This window comes from Paraburkholderia caffeinilytica (genome assembly GCF_051027425.1).
In the GTDB taxonomy this organism is placed as follows: domain Bacteria; phylum Pseudomonadota; class Gammaproteobacteria; order Burkholderiales; family Burkholderiaceae; genus Paraburkholderia; species Paraburkholderia caffeinilytica_A.
Genome location: NZ_CP186552.1, coordinates 2798513 through 2818588 on the forward strand (window position 1 = coordinate 2798513; position 20076 = coordinate 2818588).

Annotated in this window: 18 protein-coding genes; 5 read left to right on the forward strand and 13 right to left on the reverse strand. The window is 61.8% G+C overall.

Annotated elements, in window-relative coordinates; all coding sequences use genetic code 11:
* Positions 1-6: 6 nt before the first annotated feature.
* Positions 7-1242, reverse strand: coding sequence for an ABC transporter substrate-binding protein (locus ACOSV0_RS12300; RefSeq protein WP_434106458.1), 1236 nt, complete (start codon positions 1240-1242; stop codon positions 7-9).
* A gap of 225 nt (positions 1243-1467) precedes the next feature.
* On the opposite strand from ACOSV0_RS12300, the gene ACOSV0_RS12305 reads away from it, so the two are divergent.
* The gene (locus ACOSV0_RS12305) at positions 1468-2535 is read left to right on the forward strand and encodes an alcohol dehydrogenase catalytic domain-containing protein (protein ID WP_434106459.1); all 1068 of its coding nucleotides are present in this window, start codon (positions 1468-1470) and stop codon (positions 2533-2535) included.
* 66 nt (positions 2536-2601) lie between these two features.
* On the opposite strand, the gene ACOSV0_RS12310 is transcribed toward ACOSV0_RS12305, so the two are convergent.
* From ACOSV0_RS12310 to ACOSV0_RS12340, 7 genes are all read right to left on the reverse strand, one after another.
* Complete coding sequence (locus tag ACOSV0_RS12310) at positions 2602-4329, reverse strand: GMC family oxidoreductase (protein ID WP_434106460.1); 1728 nt, start codon at positions 4327-4329, stop codon at positions 2602-2604.
* A 76-nt stretch (positions 4330-4405) separates the two neighbouring features.
* The gene (locus ACOSV0_RS12315; RefSeq protein ID WP_434106461.1) at positions 4406-5902 is read right to left on the reverse strand and encodes an aldehyde dehydrogenase family protein; all 1497 of its coding nucleotides are present in this window, start codon (positions 5900-5902) and stop codon (positions 4406-4408) included.
* A gap of 30 nt (positions 5903-5932) precedes the next feature.
* Entirely contained in the window at positions 5933-7153 is a 1221-nt protein-coding gene (locus ACOSV0_RS12320; RefSeq protein ID WP_434106462.1) for an NAD(P)/FAD-dependent oxidoreductase, read from the reverse strand.
* A 115-nt stretch (positions 7154-7268) separates the two neighbouring features.
* Complete coding sequence (locus tag ACOSV0_RS12325; protein ID WP_434106463.1) at positions 7269-7463, reverse strand: ferredoxin; 195 nt, start codon at positions 7461-7463, stop codon at positions 7269-7271.
* An 83-nt stretch (positions 7464-7546) separates the two neighbouring features.
* Positions 7547-8761, reverse strand: a complete 1215-nt coding sequence (locus ACOSV0_RS12330; RefSeq protein ID WP_434106464.1) for a cytochrome P450 — start codon at positions 8759-8761, stop codon at positions 7547-7549.
* Positions 8762-8777: 16 nt separating this feature from the next.
* The gene (locus tag ACOSV0_RS12335) at positions 8778-10028 is read right to left on the reverse strand and encodes a CaiB/BaiF CoA transferase family protein (protein ID WP_434106465.1); all 1251 of its coding nucleotides are present in this window, start codon (positions 10026-10028) and stop codon (positions 8778-8780) included.
* Positions 10029-10035: 7 nt separating this feature from the next.
* On the reverse strand, positions 10036-11226 hold the full coding sequence (locus ACOSV0_RS12340) for a CaiB/BaiF CoA transferase family protein (protein ID WP_434106466.1): 1191 nt from the start codon (positions 11224-11226) through the stop codon (positions 10036-10038).
* A gap of 213 nt (positions 11227-11439) precedes the next feature.
* Here ACOSV0_RS12340 and ACOSV0_RS12345 point away from each other — a divergent pair, with 213 nt between their 5' ends.
* Both ACOSV0_RS12345 and ACOSV0_RS12350 read left to right on the forward strand, forming a co-directional pair.
* Positions 11440-11691, forward strand: a complete 252-nt coding sequence (locus ACOSV0_RS12345) for a hypothetical protein (protein WP_434106467.1) — start codon at positions 11440-11442, stop codon at positions 11689-11691.
* Between the two features lie 712 nt (positions 11692-12403).
* Positions 12404-13063, forward strand: coding sequence for a TetR/AcrR family transcriptional regulator (locus ACOSV0_RS12350; protein ID WP_434106468.1), 660 nt, complete (start codon positions 12404-12406; stop codon positions 13061-13063).
* 235 nt (positions 13064-13298) lie between these two features.
* Here the strand turns inward: ACOSV0_RS12350 and guaA are convergent, their stop codons facing one another.
* The 3 genes from guaA to guaB all read right to left on the reverse strand — a co-directional run bounded on the left by guaA (position 13299) and on the right by guaB (position 17260).
* Positions 13299-14882 carry a glutamine-hydrolyzing GMP synthase gene (gene guaA / locus ACOSV0_RS12355; RefSeq protein WP_434106469.1) on the reverse strand — a complete coding sequence of 528 codons (1584 nt, stop codon included), beginning with the start codon at positions 14880-14882 and terminating at the stop codon, positions 13299-13301.
* Between the two features lie 203 nt (positions 14883-15085).
* Positions 15086-15793 carry a hypothetical protein gene (locus tag ACOSV0_RS12360; protein WP_434106470.1) on the reverse strand — a complete coding sequence of 236 codons (708 nt, stop codon included), beginning with the start codon at positions 15791-15793 and terminating at the stop codon, positions 15086-15088.
* A 6-nt stretch (positions 15794-15799) separates the two neighbouring features.
* A complete protein-coding gene (gene guaB, locus ACOSV0_RS12365; RefSeq protein ID WP_434106471.1) occupies positions 15800-17260 on the reverse strand; it encodes an IMP dehydrogenase in 1461 nt (486 codons plus the stop codon).
* Between the two features lie 359 nt (positions 17261-17619).
* Between guaB and ACOSV0_RS12370 the strand changes: the two genes are divergently transcribed.
* Positions 17620-18597 carry a DMT family transporter gene (locus ACOSV0_RS12370; protein WP_434106472.1) on the forward strand — a complete coding sequence of 326 codons (978 nt, stop codon included), beginning with the start codon at positions 17620-17622 and terminating at the stop codon, positions 18595-18597.
* A gap of 163 nt (positions 18598-18760) precedes the next feature.
* Here ACOSV0_RS12370 and ACOSV0_RS12375 read toward each other — a convergent pair whose 3' ends face one another.
* Together ACOSV0_RS12375 and ACOSV0_RS12380 are read right to left on the reverse strand one after the other, a co-directional pair.
* On the reverse strand, positions 18761-19093 hold the full coding sequence (locus tag ACOSV0_RS12375) for an RnfH family protein (RefSeq protein ID WP_434106473.1): 333 nt from the start codon (positions 19091-19093) through the stop codon (positions 18761-18763).
* The gene (locus ACOSV0_RS12380) at positions 19090-19527 is read right to left on the reverse strand and encodes a type II toxin-antitoxin system RatA family toxin (protein WP_434106474.1); all 438 of its coding nucleotides are present in this window, start codon (positions 19525-19527) and stop codon (positions 19090-19092) included. The genes ACOSV0_RS12375 and ACOSV0_RS12380 overlap by 4 nt, the downstream gene beginning before the upstream one ends.
* A 100-nt stretch (positions 19528-19627) precedes the next feature.
* Between ACOSV0_RS12380 and smpB the strand changes: the two genes are divergently transcribed.
* Positions 19628-20074, forward strand: coding sequence for an SsrA-binding protein SmpB (smpB, locus tag ACOSV0_RS12385; RefSeq protein ID WP_042323149.1), 447 nt, complete (start codon positions 19628-19630; stop codon positions 20072-20074).
* Positions 20075-20076 lie beyond the last annotated feature (2 nt).

Genomic DNA, 20076 nt, shown 5'->3' on the forward strand with positions numbered 1-20076 from the left:
GCGACGTCAACGAGGTTTGAACTTGCCCAGGTCCGGCTTCACCAGGCGCGTGCCGTTGTCCGCCACCTGGATAAACACGTACCAATGCTCATCGGGTGAACCGTGATGCTGTTTGGGGGCAAAGCGATACGACGCGCTCTGTTCACCCTGCAGCCCTTTGAAACTGTTCAGCTTCTCTGTTTCGTCGCGAAATGCGGTGCGGGCCTGCGCAAGATTGTCCGCGTCGATCGCCTTCAGTACGGCCGGCGTAGCGATGACTTTCAGCGCGGCCTTGCCGGCGTCGTAACCGATCACCGGATAGAGCGTTGGCTGATGCGGCCCGAAGCGTGCGTCGAAGGTTTTGAAGAACGCCTGCACGTCGGGCCGCGACGGGTCGACTGTGTTTGGAATCAGCACACCGTCGCTGGCGGGACCGGCAAGCTTGCGCAACGTATCGAGTAGCGCGCTGCGCGACACGATGATCGGCACGTCGATATTCAGTTGGCGCATGGTGCGGAGCACGCGGGCGCCGTCGGCAGCGTAGGGGAACACGATCACCACATCCGGTTTCGCATCGTGCAGGTTCGTCACCTGCGGAGACAGGTCCGTCGCGTTGATGTCGTAGGTTTGCTGGGCGATCACCGCGATGTTCTTTTTCTTGAGCGCCGCCGTGGTGGCGCGGGCGCCGTCGATACCGAACGGCACCGAGTTGTTGATGATGGCCGGCCGCTTGAAACCCTGCTGTGCGAGCAGGTCGGCAATCGCTGCCGCATCCTGTCGATTGGCGGGTCCGAAACGGAAGTGATACTGCGCGGACGGATCGACCAGCGAATCCGTGCCCGCCGAAAGAATGTAATAGGGAATCTTTTCGTCGGTAGCAATTGGAATCATTGCCGCCGCCGGCGCCGACGGATTACCACCAATGATCACGAGTCCCTTGTCGTCTTCGGCGCAACGCGAAGCGAATGTTGCCGTGAGTTGCGGGTCGGTCTTGCCATCGTAGGCTACGAGTTGCAGCTTGTGTCCGCCAATGCCGCCCGCGGCGTTCGCCTCGTCGAGCGCCATCTGCAAACCCTGGTATCCCTGAATGCCTGTCTCAGCAGCTGAACCGCTGCGGTCGTCCACCGAGCAGATCACGATTGGCGCCGCAGCTCGCGCGGGGACCGCCTGCACCATCGCCGTCAGCGTCGCCAGTGTCAGCCCGGCGAAGACCGACCAGCTTGATGCCCGTTTCGTGCGTGTGGCGCTGCGCTCTTGCGTCATGCCTGTCTCCTGATCCAGATTTGTAAGTGTCTAGTTATTTGTTCATTGGATGAACCTTTGAATTATCATAAACGTGTGGGATTTGCGCTGTCAAGAACGCTCGGCTCGGGGTTTTACCTCGTATGCGTCACAGCCAGGGCAAGCGCGACTACATCAAAGCTCACGCGCCGCGCACACTGATCGCAAGACGGCGCGCACTCGATCTATCCAATGAGGAGACACATTGTGGAAGGCCAACACTGCAATCATTCGATGCAAGGCGTGCAACTGCTCGGACCCGGAAATGTGCAACTGGCAACACTGCAAAGGCCCGAAGTGAAAGCGGGCGAAGTACTGCTTCGTGTGCTCGCCGCCGGCCTGTGCCAGACCGACGTGCACATCCGTTCTGCCGCCGACTCGCGCACACCCGACGGCACGACGCTCGGACACGAGATTGCCGGCGAAGTGATTGAACTCGGCGCAGGCGTCACGCAGTGGCGCAGAGGCGATCGGGTCGTCGTCCATCCTTGCTGGTCGTGCGGCGTATGCGCTGCGTGCCTCGCGGGCCGCCAGAATGCATGCCGTCGCACCGGCAGCCGCCTTTCTCCACCACCGACGCCGGGCGTGACACGCAACGGCGGCATGGCCGAATACGTCTGCGCGCCAGCGAGCGCGTTGATGTCGATCGGCGAGCTCGATCCGGAAGTCGCGGCCACGCTCACCGACGCCGCGCTCACGCCGTACCACGCCATCCGCACCTGCGCCGAGCAGTTGTACCCGGGCTCGACCACGGTCATCATCGGTGTCGGCGGGTTGGGCAATCTTGCCGCCCAGATTCTTCGCGCGACGAGCGCCACGAAGATCGTCGCGATCGACACGTCGAGCGAAGCGCTGGACGCCGCGCGGCCATGGCTCGACGTCGCGATGCAGCCCAGCGACACGGACCTGATCGACCGCGTGATGTCCCTCACCGAGGGATGCGGCGCCGACGTTGTGCTCGATTTCGTCGGCAACGACGCCACGCTGAAACTGGATGCGACGCTTGTCTGCCGTGCTGGCGCCATTCGCGTGGTCGGGCTTTCCGGCGGCACCTATCCGTTCGTGGCCCGTTCGTCGAACAATCCGCTACCGCGCGGCGTAACGATGATGTGCCCTTACGGTGGCACGTACGGCGATCTTGCAGCGGTCATCGCGCTCGCGCAAAGCGGCGCAATCAAACCGCTGATCACGCGTTTCGCGCTGCACGACGCGCTCAATGCATTCGACGCACTACAGGCCGGCAGGATTCGCGGCCGCGCCGTGCTGATCCCCTGACGGCGCTTTCGCCGGGTGTCGCGTCGGCGTCCCGTACACATGTCCGGTGCGGACCCGCCGGGCCACTTACACCGTCGCCGACGCTGCGGCCGTGTGTTGTCCCACCATGATGTCGGCGATTTTTTCGGCGGCCATCATGGTTGGGAAATTGATATTGCCGCTTGGTATATGCGGGAAAATCGACGCATCCACCACCCGCAATCCCTGCACGCCGCGCACGCGTGCCTGCGCGTCGGTCACCGCAAGCGGATCGTCGTCAGCGCCCATGCGGCAGGTGCACGACGGATGCCACACACCCACGCAAGCGCCGCGCACGAATTCACGGAGCGCCCCCTCGTCGGCCAGCACCTCCGCAAGCGTCGCGCCGCCGGCAATCACTCGTGTCATCAGCAGCTTGCGCAACGGCGCCGGACCATCGAGCAATGTCGCCAACACATCGGTGATCAGCTTGTTACGGCGGCTCAGCATTGCAACCTGGCGAACCTTCTCGCTGTAGCTTGCGGGGAACGGCTCGGCCGTCACCGCCTGGACCGTCGCAAGGGCCTGCACTGCAGCCATCTTGCGGAACCCGTCGACGAGCCGGTCGAGGTCTCGTTCATCGGAGAGGAAATTGAAATCGACCGAAGGCGCTTCACGCCAGTCAGTCGAATTCAGGCGAACTTGCCCGAGATTCGAGAACGGTTTGTTCACGTACATCAGCATCGTGCCGATGCGCTCGCCCACCGCATGCCAGGAGGTCTTCGTGACCACGGAAACGAACATGTCGCCCTTCGGTGCGCCGCCAATGCCCGACGAATAGCGCCAGCCGAGCATGATGTGACGTCGCGTCGTATCGTTCACGCGCGCGTCCTTGCGAATGAATGAAGCCAATGCGACTGACGGATGCTCCATCAGATGCTGCCCCACGCCGTTCAGTTCGGCGATGACGGGAATACCGTGTTCACGCAGTTGTGCAAGCGGCCCAATACCTGAGCGCAGCAAAATAGCCGGCGACTGCAAGGCGCCCGCCGATAGAATGACCTCGCCCGCGCGGACTTCTGCCGGCTTGCCCGGCATCTCGAGCCGAATGCCGCAGCATCGCGTGCCGTCGAAGAGCAGGCCTGCGACCTCTGTCCCGGTCCAGATCGTCAGGTTGGGACGCTGCCGCGTCGCCGTGTCCAGATAGGCCATCGACGCCGAAACGCGCCGTTCATTCTGGTTCGAAATGGCGATCGGAAAGTAGCCGTCCTTAAATTCGCCGTTCTGGTCCGGCAAATACTGATAGCCCGATTCCTTTAACGCGGCGGCAATCGCGGTCGCGTGCTTCGGCCAGGTCTCGGGAAAAATTCGCCGCACCGGAATGCGTCCCTCCTTGCCATGCAACGGCCCGTCGAAATCAAGATCGCGCTCGATCTTACGGAAATACGGCAGCACGCTTTCCCAACTCCAGCCTTTGACACCGCGTGCCTCCCAATCGTCATAGTCGCTCGGTGCGCCGCGATTGAAGAATTGACCGTTGATCGACGAACCGCCGCCGAGAATGCGCGCCTGTTCGTATTTGCGAAGCTTGCGCGGCACGGACTCTCCGTCTTTCGCTGCAACCGTGCGCACCTGCAATTTTGGCCACAGGTAGTTCGGGTTCAGGTAGGCCGTGCCCGGATAGCTGTCGAGAATCGAGGCAGGTAGATTCTCATTAGGCAAATCGGCGCCCGCCTCGCATAGCAGCACCCGCTTGCCTGGATCGGCGGAGAGCCGGTTGGCCAGCACCGATCCTGCGGAGCCGCCACCGACGATAATGTAGTCGAAGGATGTCATCGTAGTTCTACGGGTTGGTTGCTCGAACGCCTGCACAACGGCCCTCTTCCGAACCGGGCCGTGCAGTCCCTGTCGTTCAGTCCAGATTGATCGCCACGCTCTTGACCGACGTGTACAGATCGAGCACCTCGCGGCCGCGCTCACGCCCCCAGCCGGATTGCTTGTAGCCACCGAACGGTAGTGCCGGATCGTTGACCATGTGTGCATTCACCGATACCGAGCCCGCCCTGATACGTCGCGCGAGCTTGTGCGCAAGGCTCAGGTTCTGCGTCCAGATGCCCGCGAAGAGGCCCAGTTCGGTGTCATTCGCTTCGGCGGCGATACGCTCGATGTCGGTATCATCGAACGGCATCGCGCACACCACCGGGCCGAAGATTTCCTCACGGTAGATCGACATGCCGGAGGTCGTGTCCACGAACACGGTAGGCGGCACGAAGTAGCCACCTTCAATGCCTCGCGGCGCGTTCTGCCCAACGCGCCGGGCCCCCTCTTCCACGCCGTTGCGGATATACGACTCGACGCGCTGCTTCTGCTGGCGCGAAATCAGCGGACCGATCTGGCTGTCCGCCGCGAGGCCGTGGCCCACTTTCAGCTTGTCGCCATAAGCCACCACACCCTCCACCACCTGATCGAATACCTTTTTATGGACGAACAGTCGCGAGCCTGCCGAGCACACCTGGCCGCTGTTGAAGAAGATCGCATTGGCTGCGCCGGCCGTCGCCAGATCGAGCTTCGCATCCGGAAATACGAACACCGGCGATTTGCCGCCAAGTTCGAGCGACACTTTCTTGAGATTGCCGAGCGCCGCCTGGACAATGCGCTTGCCGGTCTGCGTCGAACCGGTGAAGGCAATCTTGTCGACGTCGGGATGCGCCGCCAGCGCGGCGCCCGCGGTCGCACCGAAGCCGGTGACGATGTTGACTACACCGTCGGGAATGCCCGCCTCCTGGATGATCTGACCGAGGCGCAAGGCATTGAGCGGCGTTTGTTCCGCTGGCTTTAACACGACGGTACAGCCCGTCGCGAGCGCGGGAGCGATTTTCCAGATCGCCATCGAGAGCGGGAAATTCCACGGAATGATCTGACCGACCACGCCGACCGGTTCACGCGTGGTGTACGCATGCCATTCGCCCGGCACCGACACGTTGACGGATTCGCCATTGTGTTTGGTCGCCCAACCTGCCATATAGCGCAGCATTTCGGCTGTGCCGGCAATGCCGCGTTTGGCGATCGCGAGCGGTTTGCCGTTGTCCACCGCCTCGATTTCGGCGAGCTCGTCACCATGATGTTCGAGCAGATCCGCGAGACGGAACATCAGGCGCGTGCGATCCGCGGGTTTCATCTTCGCCCAGTCGCCGGTTTCGAACGCGCGGCGTGCCGCCCGTACGGCCAGATCGATGTCTGCGGCATCGCCTTCGGCCACCCGCGCGACGACTTCGCCGGTGCCGGGATCGAACACGTCGAACGTATTGCCCGACTGCGCATCGACCCAGCTGCCGCCAATCAGCAGGCGATGCGCGCCGCGAATAAAGCTTGCGCTCGACGCGCCCAGGGTTTCATAAATCGTAGACATGGATGATCCTCTCAATGTTCGGGTAGGCGGCTAAAGCAGCGTGCGCAGATCGAATTGCGCATCGGCTGCGTGAGCGGGCAACACCGGTGCGTCGGCGGCGAGCAGCTTGCGGGCGGCGATATGATCGGCGGGACGGTTGACCGACTCCACCGCGGCGAGGCGGCCGCCGACAAATCCATAAGCGGAGAATTTCAGACCCGCATGGTCGCCCCGTACGATCACCTCGTCGGCCTGATGCATCGCCATTCCTGCAATTTGCAGCTTGACGCCGCCCTGGTCGCTCCAGAACCACGGTACTGCTTCGAATGAATGGCTCTGTCCAGTCAGTCGCTGCGCGAGATAGCGCGCCTGGTCGACGGCGTTCTGGACCGATTCGATCCGGCACTGGCCGAACGCGAAGCGTGACGGAAACGACGCGCAATCGCCGAGTGCGGAGATCGATGGGTCAGCAGTCGCCAGATTCGCGTCGACCACAATGCCGTTGCAGGTTTCCAGTTGCGCCTCTTTCGCAAGCTCGACGTTCGGAATCACACCGATACTCAGCACCACCAGATCGGCTTCGTGCAGGCGGCCGTCCATGGTCTGGGCGCCGACCACGCACCCCGCTTCGGTTCTGATGCTTTTCACGCCGCTGTCGAAACTGAACGTCGTGCCGCTCGATTCGTGATGCGCGCGAAACGCATCGGCCACGGGCGTACTCACGGCGCGGCTCATCAGATGCGAGCTGGCCTCGACGACGTGCACCGCGAGGCCACGCGCTGCCGCCACGGCGGCAAACTCGAGGCCCAGAAAACCCGCGCCGATGATCAGCACACGCTTCGATTCGATAAGCGCCTCGCGCAACCTGCGCGCATCGTCGAGCGTGCGCAGCGTCATCAGTCCTTTGGTCGCGCTGTTCCATCCCGGCAGGAGCCGGTTGCGCGCGCCGGTGGCCAGCACCAGATGTTCGTAATCAAGACGTCGACCGTCGCCGGTCATCACGCAATGGCGTTCACGGTCGATATGCAGCACGGTGACACCGAGCATGAGTACGATGTTGCGATCCTGATAGAACGCGTCGGACTGGAACGTTACTTGCGCGGCATCGCACGTGCCGCTTTGAAATGCTTTCGACAACGGTGGGCGCTGATACGGCAGGTCAGGCTCCTCGCCCAGTAGTACGACGCGTTTCGTGTACCCCGCGTCGCGCAACGACACCGCCAGTTGATAGCCGGCCTGCCCCGCGCCGACGATCACGATTCCCGCATCCATATTTCTCGACCTTTATCTCGACCTTTAGACAGATGACGACGTGAGCCGGGCCGCACGCCGCGGCAGCCGTACCGTGGCCGCCGGGTTCCGGCTTATCCCGGCACGACGCCGGCGTTCAATCGTCCAGCGTGATGACGAGCGCCGGGCACAGGCGTGCCGCTTCACGCACTTTCGCGTGCAGTTCCGGCGGCGGACTTTCCTGCAACACGATGACGAGACCGTCGTCTTCATTCTGGCTAAAGACTTCGGGGGCGGCGACCACACACAATCCTGCGCCGATACACTTCGTGGCATCCACTTTGATTTTCATGCTCGTCTCCAGATGTTGTCTTCGCTCGCGCGCGATGTACGCGAGCGCATTGCTCAGTCACATTGCTCAGTCACGCCTATGGCTCACCATGTCACCGGCAAGGTGTCGACGCCATAGACGAATGCGTCGTAACGGAACTTGATTTCGCTAACCGGCACGGTCAAACGCAGCTTTGGCAAACGTTGGAACAGCGTCGAGAAGACGATTTGCAGTTCGGCGCGTGCTAGCGGCTGGCCCAGGCACTGATGGACTCCGAAACTGAATGCCACGTGATGCCGGGCTTCGCGGCGAATGTCGAACGCATCGGGATCTTCAAAGGAGGCCGGGTCGCGATTCGCTGCCGTGATCAGCGCCAGTACGCCCTCGCCCTTGCGAATCAGCGTACCGTTCACGTCGATATCCTCCAGCGCCACGCGCGGCCCGTTGTAGTGAACGATCGTGTGATAGCGCAGCATTTCTTCGACCGCGTTGCCCACGAGCGACGGGTCGGCGACCAACGCGTCCTTCTGCTCAGCATGCGTGAGCAGCGACAGCGTGCCCAGCGCGATCATGTTCGCGGTGGTTTCATGGCCGCCCATCAATAGCAGCTCGATCGTGGCGAGCGCTTCTTCGCGCGTCATGTGGCCGGGCACCACCTGGCTCGTCACGAGGCGGCTGATCAGGTCGTCGCGATTGCCTGGGCGCTTGAGCTTTTCCGTGATCAGACGGTCGAGATACTCGCGCATCTCGACACCCGCCCTGATCGGTACTTCCGGATCGGCGCTCAGGTCGAGCTTTGCCTTGCTGCGTTCCTGGAAGAAATCGCGGTCTTCGTACGGCACGCCGAGAATCCGCGAAATGACCGTGGTCGGCACGGCCAGTGCGAAGTCTTCGAACAGATCGGCGGGTGGTCCCTTTTTTATGAGTTCATCTAGCAGGACATCGACCGTTTGCTGCAGTTCGTCCCGCATCGCCTCGATATGATGGACCATGAACTCCTTGGTCAGCATGCGGCGATACCTGGTGTGCTCGGGCGCGTCCATGCGGATGATGGTGGGCGGATTTTCATTCATCAGCAATGCGGCACGCGCCGGTGCGATGAACGGATAGCCCGGTGTGGACGGGACCGTTGAAAAGCGGTTGTCGCCGAGAATCGCGCGTACATCGTCGTAACGGGTAGCGATCCAGGCGAGTGAGCCGTCGGGCATCGTGACCTTCGAAAGCCCCTCTTTCTTGCGAATCTCCGCATATTCCGGCGGCGGCGCGAACGGACAGCGTTCCATCGGAAAAGCCGGTGCGGATGAATTGTGGTCGTGCATGGTCTGTCTCCTGATATCAACTTACGATGCCTGCTGCGCGCAAACTCGCGATCTCAACCGCGTCCAGCTTGAGCCGCCCCTTAAGAATGCGATCTGTGTGCTCGCCGAGCAGAGGGGGCGCCACCGGCGGCGCGAGTGTGCTGTCGCGCATCTTCAGCGGCGAGTTCACAAGATTGATGCGCCCGGCGGTAGGGTGATCGATTTCGCACAACATGCCGCGCGCTTTCGATTCATCCGATCTGAGCGCTTCAAGCACGTTCTGCACGACGCCAGCCGGCACGCCGGCGCGCCGGAACAGCGGAATCCATTCCTCGCGCGAACGGGTCTTGAGTCTTTTCGACATCAACTCATCGAGTGCATCCCGATTCGCGCGCCGCCCGTCGTTGTCGACGAAACGCGCATCCGCCGCGAGCGAGGGCATGTCGAGCACGTCGGCGCAGAAGCGCGCAAACTGCGCGTCGCTGCCGACGTGAAACATAAGCGGACCATCAGACGCGTGATACAGCCCTTGCGGAATGATGTCCGCATGGCTGTTGCCAAATCGCCCCGGCGCGTGGTTCAGCAGCAATGCATTAGCAGCGACCGAGGTGTGGTTCGCGAGCGTGCAGTCTAGAAGCGCGATGTCGATTGCCTCGCCGTGACCATTTCGCAAACGCCGCACCATCGCCGCGAGGATTGCCTGCGTCGCGTACATGCCGGCCGTGATATCGCAGATCGGCACGCCCGCTTTCGATGGCTCGCCATCCGGCTCCCCCGTGATCGACATGAGACCGCTTTCAGCCTGGATCACCGAGTCGTAGCCGGGCCGATGCGCGCTCGGACCCGTACGGCCATAACCGCTCACCGAGCAATAGATCAGCCCGGGATTTTCCGCACGCAGGTCGTCATAGCCGAGTCCGTAGCGATCGAGCGCGCCCAGCATGTAGTTCTCTACCAGCACGTCGCTCTCTCGCGCCAGCGCTTTGACGAGCTTTGCGCCTTCGGCCTTCGAAAAGTCGATTGCGATGGATTGTTTGGTGCGGTTGATCGCCAGGTAGTAAGTGCGCTCGCCCCCCTGGATCGCCGTGCCCCAGTGGCGTGTCTGGTCGCCACCCTTCGGATGCTCGACCTTGATCACCTCCGCGCCCAGATCGGCCAGCATCATTGCGCAGAACGGGGCGGCAAGGACGCGCGACAGGTCGAGCACGCGCACGCCTTTCAACGGCGGCTCATGCTGGCCGAGCGGCGGCAATTCCGCTGCCGTGGCTGTGTTGGTTGTGTCGGTCATAAGCCGGTCACTCGCTTCCGAGAACCGCCGGGGCGGTGGCCGGTTGCGCCTGCGGCGTAATGCCGAACTCGCGGAGGATCTCGTCGGTATGCTGGCCCAGGGTCGGCGGCGGCCGCCGGATCGACGGAGGTGTTTCCGACAGGCGTATCGGGTTCGTCACTACCTTGAATTTGCCCGCCTTCGGGTGGTCCAGTTCGACCACCAGATCCGCCTGGACACGTGGGTCTTCAAAGACCTCCTCGAAATTGAGGACCGGCGAGAACATGGCATGCGCTTCACGCAGCTTGTCGTCCCAGTGGGCAAGCGATTGTTTGGCAAAGGCCTGCGCCAGTCCGGCATCGACGATATCGCGGTGGGCCAACCGCCCGTCTTTGGTTTTCAGACGTTCGTCGTCAAGCAATTCGGTCGCGCCGACTGCCTCTGCAAGAACGCGCCAGAATTTGTCGGTATGTGCAATCACCATGATGTGGCGATCGTCAGACGTGCGGTAGGTGTTGTACGGCACGATCTGCCAGTGCGCATTCCCAATCCGCCCCGGTGTTTCGCCGGTCGCGAAGTAATAGGCGTCGCGCGGAATCATACTGAAAATGGTTGCGTCGATCATCGACAGATCGACGCGCTGGCCTCGCCCGGTCTTGTTGCGCGATTGAACGGCGGCAAGCACGCCGATGGTCGAGAGCAACGGCGTGATCAGATCGGCATACGGCATGCCGGTTTTCAGCGGCCCCGTCTTTTCGTCACCAGTAAGTTGCATGATGCCGGACATGGCCTGGACGACCGGATCCATCCCTGGCCGATAGCTGTCGTCGCCGGAACGGCCGAATGCCGAGGTCGAGCAATAGATAAGACGCGGATTGAGCGCAGAAAGTGTCTCGTAACTAATGCCGAGTTTTTCGGCCACGCCTGGCCGGAAGTTTTCCACGACGATGTCTACCTGCTTCGCCATTTCCTGCGCCACGCGCTGGCCTTCAGGCGTTGCCAGATCGACGATCACGCTGCGCTTGTTGCGGTTCAGCGTGAGGAAATAGACGGCGTCGTCACCAAGAAAAGTTTCGCCCGTCAGGCGCATCGTGTCGCCCACCGGCGGCTCGACCTTGATCACATCCGCACCAAAGTCCGCGAGCAGCATCGTGCCGAATGGACCGTTCATCATCTGCGTAAAGTCGAGGACCTTCATGCCCTCAAGTGCACTGCTCATCTTCCCCTCCTGGTTTTCAGCGTGTCCCTGGGTGCCATCCCGACCCAATGTGGAAGCTCGGAAATTTGTTTATCCACATTATCATTGGATGAACCTTTGAACAATACTGCTCGCTTTGAATTCGACTGTCAAGGATGGGTAAATCCCTGCTGCGGCACGCTTCGCTTCGAGGCAAAGTTCATCGAAACCACCCCGTTACTCGATGGAGGAGACATGAGCACAGATGACCGGCATCACTTGCTGCATCCGAGAACCCGGTTCGAGCTTGCACGCACGGCACGAGCGTTTGGCGACTGGCTTTTCGATGGATTGGCGTGGACTTCGGCGGCCTGCCATCTGGCAAATTCAGTAGGATTCGTCGTCGACGAGGACCTCGTGCAACGCTATCTGGCATTACCCGATCGTGACCGTGAACCACCGCTATCCGGAAGCTGCCCGAAGAACGGTCGCGGTGTCGGACGGTAAGATCAAGATTGCAGCGCGCATTGTTTCGCTCCAGATAAATAGGATGGCGAAATAGATTGACTGGCGGTGTGCAGCAAAGAGTGAGCCGTGACTCTGCTTCGAAACGGGCGCGCGCTTTGCGCTCGTACCGGTACCGGATGCAAATTATCCGGAGCGCAACGACGGCCGATGAGCTGCGGGTGGGAACACCCACCACGACCCGTCGTCGTGCTGGAAGAACATGAGTGAAAGGAGCCCCGATGCGCGCGGTATTTCCACACATATACAACGCGCCTTGCACGCGTCCGTGTGACTTATGCGGAAGATTCTGCCGTCCGTCCAGGGCGCCTGCCCGACCCACTTGTCGATCAGGCGCCGCAAACTTCCTTCACCACTGTCCATTTGAACGCTCCTAGCATGGCGGGACTCGACTCTCCGAAGCCGCACGGGCAAACTGCCATGCCCGTCACCGTCAATTCATTTGGTCTTTTGACCAATATTAATGGTCAAATGACCAATTAACAAGTCATGCGATGGAGGGGTAAACGATAGAAAAAAACGTCGGATGCACTTGCTGCATTGCGGATAAACGACGAGGATGCTCGTATTGCGCCATGTCATTTGGCCTGCCAATCGCATGAATAATTGGTTCAAAGACCAATAAAATAGGTCCGCCAGGTAGGGCGATACCTACCGCGCGGGCACAAATCGGTCATTGAATGGAATTCGTCGGATGAAAGACTTGAAGATCAGTTCGAAGGAACTCGGCGCGAAGGAGCCCGACGCCGCACCCAAGCGGCGCGGCAATCGTGCCACCCGCATTCCCGAAATACTGGAGACCGCCATCCGGGTATTCGCCGCTCAGGGCAACGCCGGCTTTACCCAGCGGCGCGTAGCGGCGGATGCCGGCATTCGTCTCGCGACGCTGCAGCATTACTTCGGAAGCCGCGAGGTTCTGTTGCACTCGACAATCCAGGAGCTTGCCAAGCGATACCTGGAGCGCTATCGTGCGCTCGCCACGGATAAAGACACGGCGCCCGAAGCCCGCCTGGAGGCAATTCTGGATGAGACATTCGCCGCGCTCACTGACCCAGACAATGTGGTCAGCTCTTTTGCACTCGAATGTTGGTGTCTCGCCGAGCACATGCAATCAGTCAGCGAACTGATGGTGCATGTGAGTGGGGAATTCCAGGACATATTTAGCGAACTGGTCGCGCAGATCAACACCGAACTTCCCCGCGAAGAATGTCGTCTACGCGGCGCGCTGATCTATTCGCACTGGCAAGGGCTGATCGTGTTTTTGCGCAGGGCGAAGCAGAACGCGCCCGAACCTGCCGCATTCCGCACTGCCACTAAGGTGGTCTGGAAAGCGTTAAGCAAAGCGCCTCACTGATTGGAGAACCGTCGGGTCTCGCGGCGGGCGACCATTCAGCCGATACCGTCAGACTGATTTGACGGTATCGGACAAAGCCGTCCGAGGTGGAAATGTCGATACCGTCACCGATACCGACATTTCCACCAGGTATTGCCCAGATCACAGCAGACCACACCGGACAATACCCTCATGTTTTTAAACGGAAAAACATGAAAAACCGGACCTCCCGGAACGACATGGGAGCATGTCTAAATTACTCCCACTCAATCGTCGCCGGCGGCTTCCCCGAGATGTCATAAACCACCCGGTTAATCCCGCGCACTTCATTGATGATGCGGTTCGACACATGTCCCAGCAACTCGTGCGGCAGATGCGCCCAATGCGCGGTCATGAAGTCCAGCGTCTGCACGGCACGCAGCGCAACGACATACTCGTAAGTCCGGCCGTCACCCATCACGCCGACGCTCTTCACCGGCAGGAACACCGCAAAAGCCTGGCTCGTCAGGTCGTACCACGACTTGCCGGTTTCCTTGTCGATAAAGGTGCGCAGCGTCTCGATGAAAATCGCGTCCGCACGGCGTAGCAGATCGGCGAAATCGCGGCGCACTTCGCCGAGAATCCGCACGCCCAGACCCGGGCCCGGGAACGGGTGGCGATACACCATTGCCGGCGGCAAACCGAGCTTCACGCCGAGTTCGCGCACTTCGTCCTTGAACAGTTCGCGCAGCGGTTCGAGCAGCTTCAGATTCAGCGTCTCAGGCAGGCCGCCCACGTTGTGGTGGCTCTTGATGGTCTGCGTCGCCTTCTTACCCTTACCGGCCGATTCGATCACGTCCGGATAGATCGTGCCTTGCGCCAGCCACTTCGCATCCGTCAGTTTGTTGGCTTCGGTCTGGAACACTTCGACGAATTCCGCGCCAATGATCTTGCGCTTCACTTCCGGATCGGTCACGCCGGCCAGCTTCGACAGGAACACTTCGCTCGCGTCGACGTGGATCACCTTGACGCCGAGGCTCTCAGCGAAGGTGGCCATCACCTGCTCGGCTTCGTTCAAACGCAGCAGGCCGTGATCGACGAACACGCAAGTCAGCTGGTCGCCGATCGCGCGATGCAACAGCGCCGCCGCCACCGACGAATCCACGCCGCCCGACAGGCCCAGAATCACGTGCTCCTTGCCAACCTGCTCGCGAATTTTCGCGACGGCTTCGTCGATGTAGTGGCCCATTTCCCAGTCGGGATTCGCGCCGCAAATCTTCAGCACGAAGCGTTCGAGCATCGCGCGGCCCTGCACGGTGTGCGTGACTTCCGGATGCCATTGCAGGCCGTAGAAATGGCGTTGCTCGTCGGCCATGGCCGCGATCGGGCACGATTCCGTCGAAGCCATCAGCTGGAAGCCCTGCGGCATTTCCAGCACCTTGTCGCCGTGGCTCATCCACACCTTCAGCATGCCGTGACCTTCCGGCGTGGTGAAGTCGCTGATGCCTTCGAGCAGGCTCGTATGGTTGCGCGCGCGCACTTCGGCATAGCCGAACTCACGCAGGTGGCCGATGTCGACCTTGCCGCCGAGCTGCTCGGCCATTGCCTGCATGCCGTAGCAGATGCCCAGCACGGGCACGCCGAGTTCGAACACCGCTTGCGGCACGCGCGGCGCATCCGTTTCGGTGACCGAACTCGGGCCGCCGGAGAGGATCACGCCCTTCGGCGCGAAATCGCGAATGAACGACGCGTCGACGTCGTGAGGATGAATTTCCGAATACACGTTGGCTTCGCGAACGCGACGTGCAATCAGTTGGGTGACTTGCGAACCGAAGTCGAGGATCAGGATCTTGTCATGCATGGCAGCGGACGGAGTCAAAAGTGAACGGATACGGGATGCCACGCACGAAGCGCGGCGTTGAATTCAAAGCGGTCCACATGGGGACGATCGAACATGAAGCGTAACGATGAAGCGCGCTGGACCCGCGGGCGCTGCAGGCACTCACCTGCGGCGCGCACGAACGGAATCCGGTTGCTTCGGCAGGCGTTCTGGCGCTCGGCGCGTCAGCCATGAAACGGCGGCCGGGGCGCACCGGGTGCGTCGGCAGCGGCGTTGCGGGCTTCGTCACGCGCGGCGCGTTCAGACGCCGTCAGACCCGGTTCGTCAACTCCGGGATGAAGCGGTGCTGCCGAAACAGGACTCGCGGGCCGTGCGGCCGGCATGACGGGCTCGACCACCGGTTCCGCACGATAGGCCGGAAAGGCCGCCGTGACCGGAGCGGGTTCGCGCCGGTTGGCCGCATCTTTCGCGGCATCTTTGGCAGCCTGCTTTTCGGCGCGCTCGGCAGCGGCGGCCTCGACCAGCCGCACCTTTTCACGCCGCCGCACCGCGCCGGACAGGCGCACGCCGCCCAGGCCGACCACCAGCAGCACGACACCGGTCAACACCGCGATGATCTGCCCGAAGCCGGTCAGCGCCGGCGTATGCAGCCCCAGCAGCCAGACCAGCATCAGCACGCCGGTCAGCCAGTTCACATGGCCGACGACCTTGGCAACCGTGGACGTGAGCGAACCGTCGATCGACGCGTGCAAAGCGAGCCACGCGAGCCCGATCAGCGCCACGCCAAACCCCTGGCCGACCAGAGCCGGCTGGGTTTGCACCAGAAGCAGCGCGTTGTACAACGAAGTCCAGGGCGTCAGCAGAAACAGCAGGCCGAACGCAAGCAGCAACAATGCATCGAGGATGAGTACAGCGCGCAGCAATGGCTTCATTGGCGTTTAGTCCACGTGATAGTTGGGCGCTTCCTTGGTGATCTGCACGTCATGCACATGCGACTCGCGCAAGCCCGCACCCGTGATCTGCACGAACTCGGCCTTGTCGTTCATCTCCGCGATCGTGCGGCAACCGCAGTAGCCCATGCTGGCGCGCACGCCGCCGATCAGCTGGAACAGGATCGCGTTGACCGAGCCCTTGTAGGCGACGCGGCCTTCGATACCTTCCGGCACCAGCTTGTCGATGTTCGCGGAGTTGTCCTGGAAGTAGCGGTCTGCCGCGCCGTCTTTCATCGCGCCGACCGAACCCATGCCACGGTACGACTTGTACTGACGGCCCTGGAACAGGAACACGTCGCCCGGCGCTTCTTCAGTGCCGGCGAACATGCTGCCCATCATCACGGAATTCGCGCCGGCGGCCAGCGCCTTGCTGACGTCGCCCGAGAAACGCACGCCACCGTCGGCGATGACCGGCACGCCCGTGCCCTTCAGCGCTTCGGAGACGTTCGAGATCGCGGTGACCTGCGGCACGCCCACGCCGGCGACGATCCGCGTCGTGCAGATCGAGCCCGGGCCGATACCGACCTTCACGCCGTCCGCGCCGTATTCGACGAGCGCCTTGGCTGCCGCAGCGGTAGCGATGTTGCCGCCGATCACTTCCACATGCGGGAATTTCTGCTTGACCCACTTGACGCGCTCGAGCACGCCCTTGCTGTGGCCGTGCGCCGTGTCGACGACGATCACGTCCACACCGGCCTGCACCAGCAGCTCGACGCGCTCTTCGTTGTCTTCGCCCACGCCGACCGCCGCGCCTGCGCGCAGCTTGCCGTGTTCGTCTTTACACGCGTCCGGGTGTTCGGTTTGCTTGGTGATGTCTTTTACCGTCATCAGGCCGCGCAGTTCGAATGCGTCGTTGATGACCAGCACGCGTTCGAGGCGATGGCTATGCATCAGCGCCTTGGCTTCGGCAAGCGGCGAGCCTTCCTTGACGGTGACGAGGCGCTCACGCGGCGTCATGATGTTGCGCACCGGCTCGTCCAGACGCTCTTCGAAGCGCAAGTCACGGTTCGTGACGATACCGATCAGTTGCGCGCCCTCGACGACAGGGAAGCCCGAAATGCCATGCTGGCGCGACAGCGCGATGACGTCGCGCACCTTCATTTGCGGCGGCACCGTGATCGGATCGCGCACGACGCCCGATTCGAAACGCTTGACCTTGGCAACTTCACGCGCCTGTTCGGCCGGCGTGAGATTCTTGTGGATGATGCCCACGCCACCCATTTGCGCCATCGCGATGGCGAGACGGGCTTCGGTGACGGTGTCCATGGCGGCGGACACGAGCGGCATATTCAGGGAGATGTTGCGGGTCAGCCGGGTCTTGAGGCTGGTGTCGCGCGGCAGAACATCAGAAAAGGCCGGGACGAGGAGCACGTCATCGAACGTGAGTGCTGTTTGGATCAGACGCATGGCAAATCCTATAGGCGCAAAAGCGAATTATACGCGATACCTCCCCGGTTTTCACTGCACTAACAGCAGCTTAGCGAATTTCAGGGGATTTTTTTCGTGACTTTGCACCCTTCGATTTCGCTTCCGCGTTCGCCTCGGGTTCGATCCGGTTTCGTTTGCGCGTTCGGGTGCATGGAGGCGCCGCCCGGGTCGAACGCGGGCAATTCGGGCGGTTTACGCACCGCCCAGCCGTCACGCGGACGTTAAAAGGCGCCAGAAAACGCCCGATAAAACCGCTGGAATGCAGAATCAAACAAGACACCCCGCCCGCCGAACGGCTATTCTGCGGACCTTTCCAGTTTTTCTTGCAGGGGCAGTCGATGCAGCGCGGTGTGGCATATGGAGTAATGGCCGGGGCTTTATGGGGCATGGTGTTTCTGGTGCCGCGCGTGCTGCCCGATTTCTCGCCGCTGCTGCTAAGCGCCGGCCGCTACACGATGTACGGCATCGTTTCGCTGGCCGCCGCGCTGCCAATGGCCCGTTCGCTCGTCAAACGCCTGACCCGCGAGGATCTCGGCGCGCTGGTCAAACTGGCGCTGGCCGGCAACCTGCTCTACTACCTGCTGCTGACCGCGGCCGTCCATATGATCGGCATCGCGCCGGCATCGCTGATCGTCGGTGTGCTGCCGGTTACGGTGACGCTGCTCGGCCGGCGCGATCACGGCGCCGTGCCGCTCGCCCGCCTCGTCTGGCCGCTCGCCCTGGTGGTGGCCGGCATCGCCTGCATCAATATCGACGTGTTTACTGTGGCGGACAGCACGCCCGTGAGCATCGCGACGAAGCTCCTCGGCCTCGCCTGCGCGATCGGCGCGCTCGCCTGCTGGACCTGGTTCGCGGTCGAAAACGCCCGTTATCTGCAGCGGCAGACGCATTTCAGCGGCAACGAGTGGTCGGTGCTCTGGGGCGTGGTGACGGGCGCGCTCGGCGCGGCGTTGTGGCTGGCAATCGCCGTCATGCCCTCCGGCAGCTTGCAGGCGCCGCTCGGCGACGCGCGCTGGCACAGCTTCTGGATGCTGAATCTGGCGCTTGCAGTGGGCGCCTCGTGGCTCGGCAACGGGCTGTGGAATGCCGCGTCGAAGCGGCTGCCGCTCACGCTGTCCGGCCAGTTGATCGTGTTCGAAACGCTATTCGCGCTGCTCTACGCGTTCATCTACGACCAGCGCCTGCCGCGCCCGCTGGAAACGGCGGCGATCCTGCTGCTGGTGGCGGGAGTCTGCTGGTCGGTGCGCCAGCATGCGGACGACGGCACATCCGGGGCGGCGTCGATCGAGGAAAAGGCGCAGCCTTCGGTGCATTGACACGCGGCATGACTTTCGACGCCTTGGCGGGAGACGCGGCTGGAATCAACACACCGCCGCGCCGGATTCACACCCCTTAGCGGTGCGGTAACTGGAGAGGCGGCTGGCATCAGTTCGCCCACGCCAGCCGTCGCGTGCCGGCTGCAACGACAGCAAAACGAGCCTAGCGCGAATCCTTGTTCTGCCAGCGGCGCCCTTCGATCGAGCCCGCCTTGCGGGTCTTCTCGACGCGCCGTTGACGCGACAGCTTCGGATCCACCAGCAAGGGCCGGTAAATCTCGACGCGATCATGGTCGGCGAGCACCGTATCGAGCGGTTTGAGCTTGCCGAACACGCCGACCTTCTGCACGCCCAGATCGATCTGCGGATAACGCCGCAAGATGCCGCTCGCGTCTATCGCCTGCTGCAGCGTGGCGCCTTCCGGCAAGTCCACAGCGATCAGCGTCTGCTCATCGGCAAGCGCGTAGCAGACTTCAATCGACAAGCGCGCGCTCATGCCTTACCGTAGCGCTGATCGGCGCGCTTCACGAACGATTCGACGAAGGTGTTGGCAATGTGGCTGAACACCGGCCCAATGATCTTCTCGAGAAGGATGTTGGTGAATTCGTAGTGCAGCGCGAATTCGATCTTGCAGGCATCCGCGCGCAGCGGCGTGAAGCGCCAGAAACCGGTGAATTTGCGAAACGGGCCGTCCGCGAACTCCATATCGATGCGCGTGGGCCGCTCCATGCTGTTATGCGTGGCGAAATGCTGCTTGATGCCCTTGAAGTTGATATCGATCTTCGCCTCCATGCCGGTTTCGTCCTGGCGACGGATTTCGACTCCCCCGCACCAAGGCAGGAAGTTGGGGTAATCGGCGACGTCGGTAACGAGGTCGAACATCTGTTCCGCCGAATGGCGGATCAACACGGTTTTCTGGACATCTGCCATAAATTGAACAGCGCGTGGCAAGGGTGGACAAGCGCCGCGGGCTTTCCTTGCCCCGCTTTGCTAAAATCGTGATTTTAAACGAGTTGGGCACTTTCCATTCATGAGCATCATTGACAACAGAAAAGCCTTCTACGACTACTCGGTCGAAGAACGCTACGAAGCGGGGCTCGTGCTCGAAGGATGGGAGGTCAAAGCCTTGCGCGCCGGCCGTGGCCAGATCAAGGAAGGCTACGTGGTCATCAAGAATAACGAACTGTTCCTGATCGGCACGCACATCAGCCCGCTACCCGAAGCCTCGACCCACATCAATCCGGACCCGGTGCGCACGCGCAAACTGCTGCTGCACAGCGAGGAAATCAGCAAACTGATCGGCAAGGTCGAGCAGCGTGGTTATACGCTCGTGCCGTTGAACTTTCATTACAAGGGCGGCCGCGTCAAATGCGAGATCGGCCTCGCCAAGGGTAAGAAGCAACACGACAAACGCGAAACCGAGAAGAAGCGCGACTGGGAACGCGAGAAAGCGCGTTTGATGCGCTCGCCGTCGTAAAA